Annotated in this window: 19 protein-coding genes; 15 read left to right on the plus strand and 4 right to left on the minus strand. The window is 61.3% G+C overall.

Going from position 1 to position 16,448, the window contains the following annotated elements:
* Positions 1-58 precede the first annotated feature (58 nt).
* Positions 59-1,681 carry an ABC-F family ATP-binding cassette domain-containing protein gene (locus tag RG540_RS07425; protein WP_038586197.1) on the plus strand — a complete coding sequence of 541 codons (1,623 nt, stop codon included), beginning with the start codon at positions 59-61 and terminating at the stop codon, positions 1,679-1,681.
* 456 nt (positions 1,682-2,137) lie between these two features.
* Positions 2,138-2,911: a cell wall hydrolase gene (locus RG540_RS07430; RefSeq protein WP_244446634.1), complete on the plus strand. Its 774-nt coding sequence runs from the start codon at positions 2,138-2,140 to the stop codon at positions 2,909-2,911.
* 10 nt (positions 2,912-2,921) lie between these two features.
* Here the strand turns inward: RG540_RS07430 and RG540_RS07435 are convergent, their stop codons facing one another.
* From RG540_RS07435 to RG540_RS07445, 3 genes are all read right to left on the minus strand, one after another.
* Positions 2,922-3,551 (minus strand): glutathione S-transferase family protein, encoded by a 630-nt coding sequence (locus RG540_RS07435; RefSeq protein WP_038586200.1) that lies wholly within the window; start codon positions 3,549-3,551, stop codon positions 2,922-2,924.
* A 68-nt stretch (positions 3,552-3,619) separates the two neighbouring features.
* Positions 3,620-4,081 (minus strand): GNAT family N-acetyltransferase, encoded by a 462-nt coding sequence (locus RG540_RS07440; protein ID WP_038586202.1) that lies wholly within the window; start codon positions 4,079-4,081, stop codon positions 3,620-3,622.
* A gap of 73 nt (positions 4,082-4,154) precedes the next feature.
* Positions 4,155-5,369: an NADP-dependent isocitrate dehydrogenase gene (locus RG540_RS07445; RefSeq protein WP_038542422.1), complete on the minus strand. Its 1,215-nt coding sequence runs from the start codon at positions 5,367-5,369 to the stop codon at positions 4,155-4,157.
* Positions 5,370-5,596: 227 nt separating this feature from the next.
* Here RG540_RS07445 and RG540_RS07450 point away from each other — a divergent pair, with 227 nt between their 5' ends.
* From RG540_RS07450 to RG540_RS07505, 12 genes are all read left to right on the plus strand, one after another.
* The gene (locus RG540_RS07450; RefSeq protein WP_038586205.1) at positions 5,597-6,127 is read left to right on the plus strand and encodes a hypothetical protein; all 531 of its coding nucleotides are present in this window, start codon (positions 5,597-5,599) and stop codon (positions 6,125-6,127) included.
* A 133-nt stretch (positions 6,128-6,260) separates the two neighbouring features.
* Positions 6,261-8,252 carry an FUSC family protein gene (locus tag RG540_RS07455; RefSeq protein ID WP_038586208.1) on the plus strand — a complete coding sequence of 664 codons (1,992 nt, stop codon included), beginning with the start codon at positions 6,261-6,263 and terminating at the stop codon, positions 8,250-8,252.
* Positions 8,253-8,312: 60 nt separating this feature from the next.
* Positions 8,313-9,164, plus strand: coding sequence for an RNA methyltransferase (locus RG540_RS07460; RefSeq protein ID WP_038586211.1), 852 nt, complete (start codon positions 8,313-8,315; stop codon positions 9,162-9,164).
* Entirely contained in the window at positions 9,148-9,945 is a 798-nt protein-coding gene (gene murI, locus RG540_RS07465; protein ID WP_038586214.1) for a glutamate racemase, read from the plus strand. Before RG540_RS07460 ends, murI begins: the two co-directional genes overlap by 17 nt.
* Positions 9,946-10,328: 383 nt before the next feature.
* Positions 10,329-10,565: a DUF1127 domain-containing protein gene (locus RG540_RS07470; protein ID WP_038586217.1), complete on the plus strand. Its 237-nt coding sequence runs from the start codon at positions 10,329-10,331 to the stop codon at positions 10,563-10,565.
* A 295-nt stretch (positions 10,566-10,860) separates the two neighbouring features.
* Entirely contained in the window at positions 10,861-11,139 is a 279-nt protein-coding gene (locus tag RG540_RS33460; RefSeq protein ID WP_038586220.1) for a type II toxin-antitoxin system RelE/ParE family toxin, read from the plus strand.
* A gap of 14 nt (positions 11,140-11,153) precedes the next feature.
* Positions 11,154-11,441 (plus strand): HigA family addiction module antitoxin, encoded by a 288-nt coding sequence (locus RG540_RS07480; protein ID WP_038586223.1) that lies wholly within the window; start codon positions 11,154-11,156, stop codon positions 11,439-11,441.
* Between the two features lie 86 nt (positions 11,442-11,527).
* On the plus strand, positions 11,528-12,166 hold the full coding sequence (locus tag RG540_RS07485; RefSeq protein WP_038586226.1) for a LysE family translocator: 639 nt from the start codon (positions 11,528-11,530) through the stop codon (positions 12,164-12,166).
* A gap of 20 nt (positions 12,167-12,186) precedes the next feature.
* Entirely contained in the window at positions 12,187-12,561 is a 375-nt protein-coding gene (locus tag RG540_RS07490) for a GFA family protein (protein ID WP_407668899.1), read from the plus strand.
* A 10-nt stretch (positions 12,562-12,571) separates the two neighbouring features.
* Complete coding sequence (locus RG540_RS07495; RefSeq protein ID WP_038586232.1) at positions 12,572-13,204, plus strand: LysE family translocator; 633 nt, start codon at positions 12,572-12,574, stop codon at positions 13,202-13,204.
* Between the two features lie 12 nt (positions 13,205-13,216).
* Positions 13,217-13,624, plus strand: a complete 408-nt coding sequence (locus RG540_RS07500; protein WP_174479279.1) for a VOC family protein — start codon at positions 13,217-13,219, stop codon at positions 13,622-13,624.
* A 120-nt stretch (positions 13,625-13,744) separates the two neighbouring features.
* Positions 13,745-15,259, plus strand: a complete 1,515-nt coding sequence (locus RG540_RS07505; RefSeq protein ID WP_038586234.1) for an ATP-binding protein — start codon at positions 13,745-13,747, stop codon at positions 15,257-15,259.
* 4 nt (positions 15,260-15,263) lie between these two features.
* Here the strand turns inward: RG540_RS07505 and RG540_RS32335 are convergent, their stop codons facing one another.
* Entirely contained in the window at positions 15,264-15,509 is a 246-nt protein-coding gene (locus tag RG540_RS32335; protein WP_038586237.1) for a DUF982 domain-containing protein, read from the minus strand.
* A 297-nt stretch (positions 15,510-15,806) separates the two neighbouring features.
* Here RG540_RS32335 and rpsD point away from each other — a divergent pair, with 297 nt between their 5' ends.
* Complete coding sequence (gene rpsD, locus RG540_RS07515) at positions 15,807-16,424, plus strand: 30S ribosomal protein S4 (protein ID WP_038542451.1); 618 nt, start codon at positions 15,807-15,809, stop codon at positions 16,422-16,424.
* The last annotated feature ends 24 nt before the right edge of the window (positions 16,425-16,448 follow it).

Below are 16,448 nucleotides of genomic sequence, written 5' to 3' on the forward strand. Positions count from 1 at the left end.
GCCGGGTCGGCGACGACCCGGCTTTTTGTTGTGATGAAACCTTTCGAGCCCGCCCCCCATGATCCGTATTGAAAACATCAGCAAATCGAACAGCCACCGCATTCTCTTCATCGAGGCTTCCGCGGCGCTGAACCGGGGCGAGAAGATCGGTCTCGTCGGCCCGAACGGCGCCGGCAAGACGACGCTCTTCCGGATGATCACCGGTTCGGAGGCGCCGGACGAGGGGCAGGTCAGCGTCGAAAAGAACGTGACGATCGGTTATTTCAACCAGGATGTCGGCGAGATGGCCGGCCGCAGTGCGGTCACCGAGGTGATGGATGGCGCCGGTCCGGTGAGCGTCGTCGCCGCCGAACTGCACGAACTCGAATCGGCGATGGTCGATCCGGACCGCCTCGACGAGATGGATCAGATCATCGAGCGTTACGGCGAGGTGCAGGCGCGTTACGAGGAGCTCGACGGCTACGGCCTCGAAGGCCGCGCCCGCGAAGTGCTTGCCGGCCTCAGCTTCACCCAGGAGATGATGGACGGCGATGTCGGCAAGCTGTCCGGCGGCTGGAAGATGCGCGTGGCGCTCGCCCGCATCCTGCTGATGCGCCCGGACGTCATGCTGCTCGACGAACCGAGCAACCATCTCGATCTCGAAAGCCTGATCTGGCTCGAACAGTTTCTCAAAGGGTACGACGGCGCGCTGCTGATGACCTCGCACGACCGCGAATTCATGAACCGAATCGTTACCAAGATCATCGAGATCGACGGCGGATCGCTCACCACCTATTCCGGCGACTACGGCTTCTATGAGCAGCAGCGGGCCCAGAACGAAAAGCAGCAGCAGGCCCAGTTCGAGCGCCAGCAGGCGATGCTTGCCAAGGAGATCAAGTTCATCGAGCGCTTCAAGGCCCGCGCCAGTCATGCAGCCCAAGTGCAGAGCCGGGTCAAGAAGCTCGACAAGATCGAGCGTGTCGAGCCGCCGAAGCGCCGCCAGGCGGTCGCGTTCGAATTCCAGCCGGCGCCACGTTCCGGCGAAGACGTGGTCAACATCAGGAATGTCGCCAAGCGATACGGTAGCCGCTCGATCTACGAGGGTCTCGACTTCATGGTGAAGCGGCGCGAGCGTTGGTGCATCATGGGCATCAACGGCGCCGGCAAATCGACGCTACTGAAGCTGGTGACGGGTTCGACTGAGCCGGACGAAGGCAGTGTCTCGATCGGCGCCAGCGTCAAGATGGGCTATTTCGCCCAGCACGCCATGGATCTCCTCGACGGCGATCTGACCGTCTTCGAATGGCTGGAAGAACAGTTTCCGCGCGCGGGGCAGGGGGCGCTGCGGGCACTTTCCGGCTGCTTCGGCTTTTCAGGAGACGATGTCGAGAAGAAGTGCCGGGTGTTGTCCGGCGGAGAGAAGGCCCGTCTGGTGATGGCTGCGATGCTGTTCGACCCGCCGAACTTCCTCGTCCTCGACGAGCCGACCAACCACCTGGATCTCGACACCAAGGAAATGCTGATCAAGGCGCTGTCGGAATACGAGGGCACGATGCTGTTCGTCAGCCACGACCGGCATTTTCTCGCCGAACTGTCGAATCGCGTGCTCGAACTGACGCCCGAGGGCATCCACCGTTATGACGGCGGTTATACGGAATATGTGGAACGCACCGGTTACGAGGCGCCGGGGCTGCGGAGCTAGGGAAGCGGATAGAGGCGGAGCGGCGTCGGCCCCTATCGCTTCTGGCTTTGGATTCCAGCTCCGGACGCTTTTGGTTCCAGAACTGCTCTACGCCGAATCTCCGTGGACGGCAGGGTGGGAAGTCAACTTTCCGTTAGGGAGAGCGTCGTAAGACGTCGTTCCGGCACGTCTGGCAAGGCCTCGGTTTCGAAGGGGTTTGCCGCTGGGCCGGCCCGCGCTCGGAACGATTTTCTGCACAGTTTTGATTGTCTCATATGCCGTTTGATCTGAATCAGTTTTTAAGGTATCCCTTTTCGCGCCGTAGCGATTTCTGGAATTATACCGCAGGGGGGATATTCAATGACGGCGAACGATAAGGCCCTTCTCCGGCCGGCAGTAGGCCTGGTTGGAATGATGCTTCTATCGGCATGCACGTCGGCGCAGACGACTTCGTCCATCTCACCCGCGAGCACGACCGTGAAGCCTGCGCCGGTCTCCAGGAAACTGGTCTATCACTACACGCCGGCCGATCGTGACTGCATGAAGCGGGCAATGTATTTCGAGTCGCAGCGGTCGAGTCGTGAGGGACTGATGGCGGTCGGCACCGTGATCATGAACAGGTTGACCTCGGATGCCTATCCGCCCAGCATTTGCGGCATCGTTGCTCAGGAAAAGCAGTTTGCGCCGGGTGTCCTGACGCGACCGATCAACGAAGAAACCGTTCCGGAGCTCGATGCGGCGGTCGATGCGATCATTCGCGGCGAGCGGAACTCGGAAGTCAGGGACGCCATGTTCTTTCACACGGCCGGCTTACGATTCCCCTATCAGAACATGCATTATGTGACGGTCGCCGGCGGCAACGCCTTCTACGAGAAGCGCGACAGGGACGGAGAGCTGCAGACGCCGCCGCCGAAACCCGCCGACGAATACGTGCTCGCACTCGTGCGGAGCAATCCCGACCCGTTCAGCCTGATCCAGGCCAAGGAATTCGACGTTGCGTCCATTCCATCAACCGGCACGGATCCGATGGTAGCGATGAATGTCCCGGTTCCGATCGAGCGGCCGGATCCATTGGCGGTCCGTTCGGCCAGCATCCAGCCGACTGGTACGCAATCCGTAAAGCCTCCTGTCGGGCCGGTGATCCTTGCCAGCTCCATGAGCAATGAGTGGATGCTGCGTTTCGACGCCGGCAATGCAAAGCCGACACCCACCCCGTCGCCCAAGCGATCGCCGGGCGGTGTCGACCGCTGATCCCTGAAGCCTATCCCGCGTTCTGCAGCTCGGCAGCCGCGGCATTGTCCTTGTCGTTGGCCCGCTGATAAGCCTCGCGTAACGCAAGTCGTCCGAAATACTGTTCGAATGCTGCGCGTTTTTCGATCGTGCCGAACCGCAGTCCGTAGCCGAGCTGCGAGCCGACATAGACATCCGCGGCGCTGAACGTGTCGCCGGCGATATAGGCGTTCGCCCGAACGGCCGCTTCCAGCGTATCCATGACATCCTGATAGGTGCCGTAACCGACCATCCGCTCGCGTTCCTTCGGCACCTCAAAGCCGAGCACGCGGTTGCTGATGGCTGCTTCCAGTGGACCGGCCGCAAAGAACATCCAGCGGTAATAGTCGGCTCGCTTGGAGGGGGCGGGCGCAAAACCCGCCTGCGGAAAGACATCCGCCAGGTAGGCGCAGATCGCTGCGCATTCGGTGACGACAGTCTTGCCGTGCGTGATGCTCGGCACCTTGCCCATCGGGTTGACGCTTCTGTAGGTGTCGCCCTTCATCGTCGTGCCGAAATGCAGGATTTCGGTACGATAGGGGACGCCGACCTCCTCCAGCATCCAGCGGGCAATCCGGCCGCGTGACATCGGGTTCGTGTAAAGCACAAGTTCATCTGACATGTGGTCCTCCGGGCAGTGATGTCTATGTTTTGGTGCAGCTTGCTTTTCAATCAAGGCGCCAAGGCGAATTAGAGCGCCTTTCGGTACTGGATGAAGCCGGAGTTTTGGGCGATGCGGTCGTAAAGTCGCCGCGCCGCGGCATTGCTCTCCTGCGTCAGCCAATAGAGCCGCCCGGCGCCGTTTGCCCGCGCGAGATCTGCAACCGCTTCGATCAGGGCTGCGCCGGTTCCGCGGCCGCGCAACGTGTTCTTGACATAGAGGTCCTGCAGATAGCAGGTCGATTCGGGCAGCCAGCAGGATCGGTGGAAGATGACATGTGCGATGGCGATCATCTTGCCGGTCTCGTCGAATGCGCCGAGCGCATGCATCGGCTCGGCAGGATCATGAAACCGGCTCCAGGTGAGATCGTACATCTCCTTCGGCAACACGGTCTCGTAGAAGCGCAGATAGGCTTCCCAGAGCGGCTCCCAGGCGGTGCGGTCCGCTGGTTCGAGCGGACGGATGATCGCAGGCGTCGTCGTGGCGGTCATGGCGAAATTCCCTCACAAAAGAAAACGGCGGGGATTGCTCCCCGCCGTCGAATGATTAGCCGATTTTTCGGACTTAGGCAGCCATGGCAACCTTGAGATTTTCGTCCACCTTGTCGAGGAAGGCGGTGGTCGAGAGCCACGGCTGATCCGGACCGATGAGCAGTGCCAGGTCCTTGGTCATGTAGCCGGCTTCGACTGTGTCGACGCAGACGGTTTCGAGCGTGGCGGCGAACTTGGCAAGCGCTGCATTATCGTCGAGCTTGGCGCGATGCGCGAGGCCGCGGGTCCAGGCGAAGATCGAAGCGATCGAGTTCGTCGAGGTCTCCTGTCCCTTCTGGTGCTGGCGATAATGACGGGTAACGGTGCCGTGGGCAGCTTCCGCTTCGACGGTGCGGCCGTCGGGTGAAAGCAGAACCGAGGTCATCAGGCCGAGCGAGCCGAAGCCCTGGGCAACGATATCGGACTGGACGTCGCCGTCATAGTTCTTGCAGGCCCAGACGTAGCCGCCAGACCACTTGAGGGCCGCTGCGACCATGTCGTCGATCAGGCGGTGTTCGTAAGTAATCTTCAGCGCGTCGAACTGTTCCTTGAATTCGGCGTTGAAGACTTCCTCGAAGATATCCTTGAAGCGGCCGTCATAGGCCTTGAGGATGGTGTTCTTGGTCGACAGGTAGACCGGCCACTTGCGCATCAGGCCGTAGTTCAGCGAAGCGCGGGCGAAATCGCGGATCGATTCGTCGAGGTTGTACATGGCCATTGCCACGCCGGCGCCCGGAGCCTTGAACACTTCCTTCTCGATCACCTGGCCGTCTTCGCCGACGAACTTGATCGACAGCGTGCCCTTGCCCGGGAATTTGAAGTCGGTCGCCTTGTACTGGTCGCCGAAAGCGTGACGGCCGACGACGATCGGCTTGGTCCAGCCCGGAACCAGGCGCGGCACGTTCTTGCAGATGATCGGCTCGCGGAAGATGACGCCGCCCAAGATGTTGCGGATCGTGCCGTTCGGGCTCTTCCACATTTCCTTGAGGTTGAATTCCTTGACGCGGGCTTCGTCCGGCGTGATCGTCGCGCACTTGATGCCGACGCCGTGCTTCTTGATGGCGTTGGCGGCGTCGATGGTCACCTGGTCGTTGGTGGCGTCGCGGTTCTCGACCGAGAGGTCGTAATATTCGATGTCGAGATCGAGATAGGGAAGGACCAGCTTGTCCTTGATGAGCTGCCAGATGATGCGGGTCATCTCGTCGCCGTCGAGATCGACGACCGGGTTGGCTACCTTGATCTTTTGCATGGAATTCCTCTTGGACATAGAAGGGACCTCAAGGTCCCGACGGGTGGACACCAGTGGGTGCGCTATAACATCGCCGGGCCGGAACGCAAAGGCATTGAGGCCATCATATGCGGCTTTTCGCGCGAGAAATCGCGGTGCGTCCGGACCTGCGGACGATTGCCCTTGCCAAACCACAAAGCCTGATTAATGTCCGGCGAAATCGCTCTCCAACAGCCGGATTTGATCTCATGCGGACCTTGCCGCTTGCCCTTGCCTTTTCATTAATCTCGACCTTCGCTTCGGCGGCTGATGTTACCGATCCGGTGAAAGAGGTGATGAAGATCACCGAGGACAACTGGAACACCGTCGACAGCGAATGGAAATACATCTTCGATGCCGATCCGTTGTCGCGCCTGTTCAGCAAGAAATTCCAGGGCGCCTATGCGGAAGCCGCCAAGCACCCGGCCTATGACACGGAGAACAACCAGCCGGGCGACCCCTTCGGCTACGATGTGATCACCTCATCGCAGGACGGCTGTCCGCTGAAGGAAATCAAGACCACCTCTGCACCGGGCGCCAACGGCATGACCGATGTTACGGTGACCTTCAAGATGTGGACCTGCGTCGATGAGGCGGCGGTGAAGGACAGCGTCAACGAACTGCACTTCGACGTCATCCAGGAAGCCGGCAAGCCTGTCATCGACGACATCCACCGCGTCGCCGACGGCGAGCGGGATTCGGTGATCGAAGAGATGCATTCGATCGCCAAGGGCGAGTAACTGCGCCGGTGATCGGGCAGTCCGCCGATCTGTCGATCGTGGCCCTCAGCCCCATGCACGGTATCGCCAAACTTTATCAAAGCGATATATTCCCTGGCCAGGAGCGGGTACCGGCATCCGCCTGGGGTAGTTGATGACGTTTGCCGCAAAGATCCGAGACTGGCTGCTCGCCAACGACCCGGCGCTGTCGCGCCTGCGCATGGCAGGACGCGTGACGCTGACCGTCATCGCCGCTGTGGCCTGCCTTGTGCTCATCCACATCGCCGGCCTGGCGCTGCCGACGATCGCTTACGGGCTTGCGATCATCCTTTCGATCGAAGGAGGCGTTGCTGTCCGCGACCGGCTGCCGTCGGACCAGTTGAAGACGCGGCTGATCGGCGGCGCCGTCAGCTTGCTCTGTGTCGGGCTCGCCGCGGCGCTGGAAGACTACCGCTATATTTCCGATCCGATGTTCCTGGTGGTCATCGCCGGCGCTACCGTCGGGCGCGTCTACGGGCCGCGCGGATTTGCAGTCGGCATGTTCGCGTTTACGTCCTATTTCATGGGCGCCTACCTCAAGCCGAACCTTTCCGACCTTCCTTTGGGGGCCATCGGTCCGGTGATTGCGGTCGTCACCGGCCATTTGGTCCGCACCTATCTTCTGCCGGACGATTGGCGGCGCGACCTTCTGCAGTCGCTGGTGGCGATCCAGGGCAGGGTGGGCGATATCCTGATGAAGCTCGCGGTTCTGTCGAGCGGCGGGGCCATGACCGACGGCGATCGGCGCGAATTGCGGCAACTCGAGGAGCGGTTGAAGGACGTGGTGCTCATGGCCGAGGGTTTCCTTCCCCGCACGGCCGACGGCACGATCGATCCGGAAGACGAGCCGCTCACGTCTCTCACGATGAAGATCTTCGACGTGCATCTCGCTGCGGAAAGCGTGATCGTGCTCTCCTTCGAGGCGCTGCCGCCCTTCCTGCTCGTTCACGCCCTGATCGAGGACGACGGGGATATGACCGAGAAGATCGCAGCCAGCCCGGCGGTCGCCGGCGACGACCGGGTGGCGGAGAACGCCCGCGCTTTAATCTGGCTGCAGACGGCGAGGGTGGCCTTGACGGAAGCCATCGAGGAGGGGCGGCGGGACCGTTTCCGGGCCATCGACGATGCGGTTGCCGCGCCGGCCTCGGCAAAGATCGATTTCTCGCTCAAGAACCCAGTGATGCGATCCGCGGTGCAGATCACCATCGCGTCGAGCCTGGCAATGGCCTTTGGCCTGATGTTGTCGCGTGACCGTTGGTTCTGGGCCGTGCTGACCGCCTTCCTGATCTTCACAAACACCAAGTCGCGCGGTGACGCGGCGATCAGAGCCCTTCAGCGCTCTATCGGCACGCTGCTCGGCATCGCGGCGGGGCTCGTCTTGGCAACGCTGGTTGGCAGTTATCCGCTGGTGTCCGCGCCGATCGCAGTGCTCTGCATATTCCTCGGATTCTACTGCCTGCAGATCTCCTATGCGGCAATGACCTTCTTCATCTCGATCGTGCTCTGCCTGATCTATGGCATGACCGGCGTGCTGACCCTCGACCTCCTGCAGCTTAGGATCGAGGAAACGCTGATCGGCGCTCTAGCGGGAACCATCGTCGCCTTCCTCGTTTTCCCGGCATCAACACGCTCGACCCTCGATCTTGCGTTGGGGCGCTGGTTCGATGGCCTTCACGAGCTTCTTTCCGCGGTCAGGGAGGGCCGGAGCGGTTTCGAGATCATCGCGCTTTCTCACAAGCTCGATGCCGCCTATCGCGAGATCACGCTCGCCGCGCGTCCGCTTGGCACCACCTGGTCGGTCGTCAGTCGTCCGGGCCAGGTTCGCCAGACGCTCGGCATCTTTCTCGGCGCCACCTATTGGGCGCGGATCTTCGCCCGCAATGCGGTCCAGGCGGGACACAAACCAGAAGGCCCTGTGCTGACGGCACTGGAGGATACGTTGGCCAATATCGACGCGCTTTCCGCGCGTGGCTCGGAATGTTTCGTGGTGACGCGTAAGCTGAGCCGCGGCGGCAGCCGCCATCTGCCGATCTTCAAGCACGGCAGTCGCGTTGGCGTCGAGATGATCGGCACGATGCTGGGTAGGCTTTATCCCGCAGCCGCATAAGACTTGCCGATTGCCCCGGTCACCGGTATTCCGGCCTTGGATTTGGATACGGAAACAGACATGTCAGGCACTAACAGCGAGCGCGAACTCATAGCCGAAGGACCGGCGGTCATCCTGGTCGAGCCGCAGCTCGGCGAGAATATCGGCATGGTGGCACGCGCCATGGCCAATTTCGGCCTCGCGGAACTGCGCCTGGTCAAGCCGCGCGACGGTTGGCCGAGCGAAAAGGCTCGCTCCGCCGCCTCCAAGGCCGACCACGTCATCGACGGCACGAAGGTGTTCGAGACGCTGGAAGAGGCGATTGCCGATCTCAATTTCGTCTACGCGACGACGGCGCGCGAGCGTTACGGCTTCAAGCCGGTGCGCTCGCCGGTGACCGCGGCCGAGACCCTGCGCACCAAGTTCAAGGTGGGCGAGAAGACCGGCATTCTGTTCGGACGCGAACGCTGGGGTCTCACCAACGAGGAAGTGGCGCTCGCCGACGAGATCGTCACCTTTCCGGTCAATCCCGCTTTCGCCTCGCTAAATATCGCTCAGGCCGTGCTGCTGATGTCCTATGAATGGATGAAATCGGGCATGGAAGATCTTACCGAGACAGTCTTTCTACCGATCGAACAGCGTCCTTCCACCAAGGAACAGGTCATTGGCCTGTTCGAGCACCTCGAAGAGGCGCTGGACGCCCGCAATTATTTCCATCCGCCCGCGAAAAAGCCAAGAATGATCGACAACCTCCGCGCCGTCATCTCGCGGCGGGGTTTTACGGAACAGGAGATCAGCGTGTTCCGGGGCGTCATCAACTCGCTCGACCGTTTTCCCCGCGGATGGTCGAAAAAGGACGGGCCGAAGCCTGAAAAGGCGGATCTGCCCAAAGGGGCATCTGGGGAGAAGACGGGGAATGACGCAGACGAATGAATCGAAACCTGTGCTGATGTTCGATTCGGGCATCGGCGGGCTGACGGTGCTGCGCGAGGCACGCGTGCTGATCCCGGAACGCGGCTTCATCTATGTCGCCGACGATGCCGGTTTTCCCTATGGCGACTGGGAAGAGCCGGCTTTGCGCGAGAGGATCATCACGCTCTTTGCAAAATTGCTCGACGAATACGATCCCGAGGTCTGCGTCATCTCCTGCAATACCGCCTTCACCCTGGTCGGCGCCGACCTGCGCGAAACCTTTCCGAAGATGACCTTTGTCGGCACCGTTCCGGCGGTCAAGCCGGCTGCCGAACGCACTCGTTCCGGCCTCGTCTCCGTTCTCGCGACCCCGGGCACCGTCAAGCGCGCCTATACGCGCGACCTCATCCAGTCCTTCGCCACTCAATGTCACGTGCGCCTCGTCGGCTCCCAGAACCTCGCCCGCATGGCGGAAGCCTATATCCGCGGTGAGACGATTTCCGACGAAGCGGTGCTGGCCGAGATCGCGCCGTGTTTCGTCGAGAAGGACGGCAGGAAAACCGATATCGTCGTGCTCGCCTGCACACATTACCCCTTCATGGCCAATGTGTTCCGCCGGCTCGCCCCCTGGCCGGTGGATTGGCTCGACCCGGCCGAGGCGATCGCCAGACAGGCACGTCGAAAAGTGCCGCTGGTCGAGGGCGCCGAGCATCCGGATAATTACGATTTCGCGGTCTTCACCTCCGGCAATCCCGACTTCGCCACCCGCCGTCTGATGCAGGGTTTTGGGCTGAGGGCCTGAGCGCTATCGAGCAATGTGGCTTATTTGCCACGCTTTTTTGGTGATGACTGCAATTCGCGATTGTGTGCTTGCTCGGCGGGCGATCTCGTGTATTATTTATCTATTCCGCAAATCGAACACAGGAGGCGTGAAATGAAGTCCATTACCATGTATATGCGCCTTTCTGGCGGAACGGCTATTATGGCTTCGGTGTATCGCACATCGATGCCGGCCGGCATGTGCTTCTAGTCTATGTAAGACTGGATTTACGCCGTTTTTGGCACTTTCCCATTGATCTGACGTGACCGGCTGACGAAGCGATTTACCGCGTTTCCTCGTCCGCATCCGCACGTCTTTCTTCATCTCAGAGGACCTGGTCGCGACTTGCGCCGGGACGGAAAATCATGCGTGAATCACAATTTATGGTTGCTGACACCCTTTCGGCTGCGGTTCATGACCTCTGCCGCGAACATGGCGTCTGGAAGACGGCCGGTGCACTGCTCCTGGCAGCCTGGAGACGTCGTCAGGAAGTGAACCAAATCTCTGATCTTTCCAATCGGATGCGCCGCGATGTCGGTTTCCCCGAACTCGAGGATGACCGCGGCAATGTCCGGTTCATCCTTTGGGACCTCCGGCTGTGAATGGACTGAGATGGGTCCCCGGCGGGGCTTCCGCCGGGGCCTCACGTGGAGGTCCTATGGGTCTGGAGCTGAAAGAATGACGGCCGTCTTCCGCAAGCTTTGCCGTGACGATATGACGGAAGCCGCGAGCGTTCACCGTACTTCCTTCGACGAGCGGCTGCCCTGGCTGGCTCAGCTTCACACGCCGGAGGAAGATCGCGGATACTGGAGAGGGCATCTCTTCGCGACTTGCGACTCCACCGCCGGACCGCATAGTCAAGCTTGTATCGCGTTGCGATACACGATACGGTGCGCCATGATCGTCAGCTTTCGACACAAGGGACTCGAGGCTTTTTACCGTTCCGGTACGACGAAAGGCATTCGGGCCGCTCATGCTGCTAAATTGGCGCGCATTCTGGGCCTGCTCGATGTCGCCGTCGGTCCGGAAGATTTGAACTTACCTGGGTTCAAGCTGCATCTGCTCAAAGGAAACCTGAAAGGCCATTGGTCGATCTGGGTCAACGGCAACTGGCGGGTGACGTTTCGTTTTGTCTGCCCGGACGTCGAACTCGTCGATTATCAAGATTACCACTGAAAGGAGCCGTGACGATGATGAAATCTCCTCCACACCCCGGCGAGCTTCTGCGAGAGGATGTACTTGTCCCGCTCGCTCTGTCGGTGACGGAAGCGGCGACACGTCTCGGCATGTCACGGGTCGCTCTGTCGCGCGTGCTGCATGGACGCGCGGGGATCAGCCCTGATCTGGCGGTACGCCTGGAGCGAGCGGGCGTCAGCACTGCCCGCGCATGGTTGTCGATGCAGGCGAATTATGACCTGGCGCAGGCCATGGAACGCGAGCAGCCGCCGGTTCGCCCCCTGGATCCCAAGGCGGCCTGATCGCGAAAGCGATGCCTGCCAAGAACCCACTTGCAAACCTAAAGATTCGGTGGCTTGCTCCCTCTATTCCATGGAGGAGAATCCGCATGTCGCTTGAACACTGGCTCGCTTTCGTCGCCGCTTCGTCGGTTCTCCTAGCCATTCCGGGGCCGACGATCCTGCTCGTCATTTCCTATGCGCTGAGCCATGGCCGCAAGGTGGCATCGGCTACCGTCGCCGGCACGGCGCTCGGCGATTTCACGGCGATGACCGCTTCCATGCTCGGGCTCGGCGCTCTGCTTGCGACCTCGGCTGCACTCTTCACCGTGCTGAAATGGGTGGGTGCCGCCTACCTCATCTATCTCGGCATCAAGCTCTGGCGCGCACCGGTTTCCGAGCGGGCCGCCGATCTCGGCGAGGCCGAGGTGACGTCGGTAAAACCGTTCAAGATTTTCCTGCATACCTATGTGGTCACGGCGCTGAACCCGAAGAGCATTGTCTTCTTCGTGGCCTTCCTGCCGCAGTTCCTGGACCTCAGCCAGCCCCTGTTCTTCCAGATGGTGGTCTTCGAAGTGACCTTCCTGGTGCTCGCAACCCTGAATGCCATGCTCTACGGCCTGCTGGCCTCGATGGCCCGCAACACGATCCGCAAGCCGAAGGTCCAGCGGATCGTCAACCGCACCGGCGGTTCGCTGATGATCGGCGCCGGGCTCTTGTCGGTCGGCTTCAAGCGCGCAGCCGTCTGAGCGTCGTCAAGGAGGAGCAACTGATGATCACCGGGCGTTGCCATTGCGGCGAGACCGTTTTCGAGATCAAGGGCGAACTGCCGCAGGCGCTCACCCGCTGCACCTGCACTTACTGCTCAAGGCGCGGCTCATTGCATGCCTATTACGAGCCGGCGCAGCTGAAGGTCACGGCCAATGCCGCGAGCGACAAGGTCTATCGCTGGAATTCGAAAATGGTGGCGCATCATTTCTGCGGCACATGCGGCTGCACCACCTATAGCGACAGCCCGGATTTCCAGATGGACGGCACCTGGGACGGCAAGACCCGGCGCATCGCCGTGAATGCGCGGCTGTTCGACGATTTCGACGCCGAGGAATGGCCTCACACGGTCATCGACGGCCGGCATCTCTGGTAGGAGAAAAGCGATGAGTGACGTTACCTTGCTTGCTTTTGCGATCGTTGCGTTCATCGGCATCGCCACGCCCGGGCCGACCGTGCTCCTGGCGCTCACCAATGGCTCGCGCTACGGCCTGCGTCGTGCGCTGCCTGGCATGGCCGGTGCGATGATCTCCGATTTCGTGCTGATCGGCGCGGTGGCGCTCGGCCTCGGCGCTCTGCTTGCGGCCTCCGAATTCTGGTTTTCGGTCGTCAAGTGGCTGGGTGCCGGTTATCTCGCGTTTCTCGGGTTCATGCTTCTGCGCTCGAAAGGCTCGCTTGACGTAACGTCAGGCGATGCTGCGGCCGGTTCGGGTTCCGCGACGTCAATCTTCCTGAAGAGCTTCCTCGTCGCGGTTACCAATCCCAAGGGATACCTGTTCTTCTCGGCTTTCCTGCCGCAGTTCATAGCGCCGGAGGCGCCGCAGTTTCCGCAATATGCGATCCTGGCGCTCGTTTTTGCGCTCATCGATTTCGCCGTTATGTTCGCCTATGCGTTGCTCGGCTCGCGGGCGGTGCATCTGTTGAAGAAGAAAGGCGCGCTCTGGCTTGACCGGCTCTGCGGCGGCGCGCTTCTGGCGCTCGCGGGGTCTCTCGCGCTCTACCGAAGGGCGGCTTCGTAAAGGAAGAACCCGATGTCTGGTCCCGTGAAATCCGTTCGCCCGTTCCTGATGTTCCAGGGCGGCACCTGCGAGGAGGCGATCACCTTCTATACCTCGGTGCTGCCGGCCGGCAGGATCGTCGACATCAGGCGTTACGGACCGGGCGAGGCGGGGCCGGAAGGCAGCGTATTTCGCGCCACCTTCGAGGTCGCGGGCCAGCAGGTGGTCTGCATCGACAGCCCGGTAAAACATGTCTTCGATTTCACGCCGTCCTTTTCCTTTTTTGTGGAATGCGGGGCGGAAGAGGAGCTCACGCGGCTGGCCGAGGCTCTGAGCGAGGGTGGGATGTTCCTGATGCCCACCGACAATTACGGGTTCAGCCGGAAATTCTGCTGGCTTCAGGATCGTTTCGGCATCTCCTGGCAGCTCAATTTCGAGTAGCTCCTAAAGGCCTGTGCATTTTCGATCTTGCCCGGCGAAACGAATCCCGATCTCTGTTAGAGTTCCGGAGTCGCGGCTTCTAACGGTCACCGCGAAGAGACAGCATACGAGGTAAGTGCATTGCAGGTCGGCATCGATATGGGAATTGTGTCCGGGGGCGATCCGGCCAAGCTCGATATCGAGGAGCTTCTGGCGACCCGTCTGCTCGTGCAGGGAAATTCCGGCTCCGGCAAGTCACATCTCCTGCGCCGCCTTCTGGAACAGTCCGCGCCCTGGGTGCAGCAGGTGGTGATTGATCCGGAAGGCGATTTCGTCACGCTGTCTGAAAAATTCGGCCATGTGGTGGTCGATGGCGAGCGCAGCGAGGCGGAGCTTGCCGGCATCGCCAACCGTATCCGCAAGAATCGCGTCTCCTGCGTCCTGACGCTCGAAGGCCTCGATCTCGAAGAGCAGATGCGCGCCGCCGCCGCCTTCCTGAACGGCATGTTCGATGCCGACCGCGAATACTGGTATCCGGTTCTGGTCGTGGTCGACGAGGCGCAGATGTTTGCGCCATCGGTCGGCGGCGATGTGTCGGAAGACGCCAGAAAGCTTTCGCTCGGTGCGATGACCAACCTGATGTGCCGTGGCCGAAAACGCGGCCTTGCCGGCGTCATCGCGACCCAGCGCCTCGCAAAGCTCGCCAAGAACGTCGCCGCCGAAGCCTCGAACTTCCTTATGGGCCGCACCTTCCTCGATATCGACATGGCCCGCGCCGCCGATCTGCTCGGCATGGATCGCCGCCAGGCGGAAATGTTCCGCGATCTGAAACGGGGCAATTTCGTCGCTCTCGGCCCGGCTCTGTCGCGCCGGCCGTTGCCGATCGTCATCGGTACGGTCGAGACGTCGGCGCGCTCTTCGAGCCCGAAGCTGATGCCGCTGCCGGATGCGCCGCAGGACGTCGAGGACCTGATCTTCACGCCGGATCCGGAAGAGTTCACTCGGCCGATGGTCCGCCGTGCCCCGCCAGCGCCGCGGCCGACGACGGATATCCTGGCCGAACTGTCGCGCTCGACGCCTGCTGCCGTGGCGGCACCGCAGGAGCCGCGTGTCGCCCAGCCGGAATTGTCCGCCGAAGAGCGCGAAGACCGGCTGTCCGCCGTGCTGTCGGAAATTCTCGACGATCCGCAATCCGCCTACCGGACGGATTCCGTCCTATATCAGGATTTTCTGGTACGCGCCCGGATGCGGCGCCTGCCGGGTCCGCCGCTCTCGCTCAGTGAATTCCGTCGCCGCACGGCAATCACCCGTTCCGGCGTCGACGTGGAAACCGCTTCCGGCGAGGCCTGGGGGACAGCGCTGTCGCTGTCATCAGGCGTTTCGGATGACCTGCAGGGCGTTTTCCTGCTGATGGCGAAGGCGGCGATATCAGGGGAGCCGTGTCCCTCGGACGCACGGATCGCCCGCGCCTACGGCACCCACTCGGCGCGTCGCGCCCGTCGCCTGCTCGGTTATTTCGAGGAACAGGGCCTGATTGTCGTGCATGCGGACTTTTCGGGCAAGCGCATCGTTGCCTTCCCGGACCTGCAGGCGGAGACTGCGCCCGGCAGTGCCGACGCGCCGGATGAGGGCGAGGCAAGGGCCGCTGCCGAATAAGCCGTCAGTGGATGTGAAAATGCGCTTCCACCGCCGCGGCGATAAAGGCGCGCCGGGCTTCCGAAGGCCTCGACTTTCCCTTCAGTGCTTCGTCGCAGACCTGTTCCGCCAGATGATGCTGACTGCCGTGATAAGCAGGCCAGAAGCGGTCGAGGACGGTCTTCGCTTCGCGTACGGTCTTGACGGTGCGGACCATGCCGGTTTCGGGATTTTCGATCCTGATCGGGCTGCTCCAAAGTTTCGGTTTCATGACACGACACCTCCTTTCCATAAGATGGTGCGAACCGCTTGCCCCGTCAAAAAAGCCTGCAGACAGCCTTGCCAAAAGGTTAAGAGACCGGTGCAGTTGACATTCCTGTGACATCCGCCTAAACACCGCGCCAACGCCGGGCCGAAAGACCCGGTGTTTCACTGACATGTCCCGTGGTTTTCTCCGGACGCTTTCGTGAGAGACCTGTCAGAGCTCTTAAATCAGGGCTCAGAGGAGGGCGTGTTTCCTTGATCCGACTTGGCAACAAGTCGGTGTAACCTGTTGAAAGGAAATACGATGAGCAAGCGCGAATCGTCTAAATACAAGATCGACCGCCGTATGGGCGAAAACATCTGGGGTCGTCCGAAGTCCCCGGTGAACCGCCGCGAATACGGTCCTGGCCAGCACGGCCAGCGCCGCAAGGGCAAGCTTTCCGACTTCGGCGTGCAGCTGCGCGCCAAGCAGAAGCTCAAGGGCTATTACGGCGACCTGCGCGAAAAGCAGTTCCGCTCGATCTATGACGAAGCCAACCGCCGCAAGGGCGACACTTCGGAAAACCTGATCGGTCTGCTCGAATCGCGCCTCGACGCGATCGTCTACCGCGCCAAGTTCGTTCCGACGGTCTTTGCTGCCCGCCAGTTCGTCAACCATGGCCACGTCACCGTCAACGGCGTTCGCGTCAACATCGGTTCCTACCGTTGCAAGGCCGGCGACGTCATCGAAGTCCGCCAGAAGTCGAAGCAGATGGTTACGGTTCTCGAAGCCGTTTCGCTCGCTGAGCGCGACGTTCCGGACTATATCGAAGCCGACCACAACAAGATGGTTGCCACCTTCGCCCGCGTTCCGGGCCTGAGCGACGTTCCTTACGCCGTCATCATGGAACCGCAGCTGGTCGTCGAATTCTACTCGCGTTGATGAATTGCCCTTCGGGGCGGTTCC

The sequence above is a fragment of the Neorhizobium galegae bv. orientalis str. HAMBI 540 genome (genome assembly GCF_000731315.1).
Taxonomy (GTDB): Bacteria; Pseudomonadota; Alphaproteobacteria; order Rhizobiales; family Rhizobiaceae; genus Neorhizobium; species Neorhizobium galegae.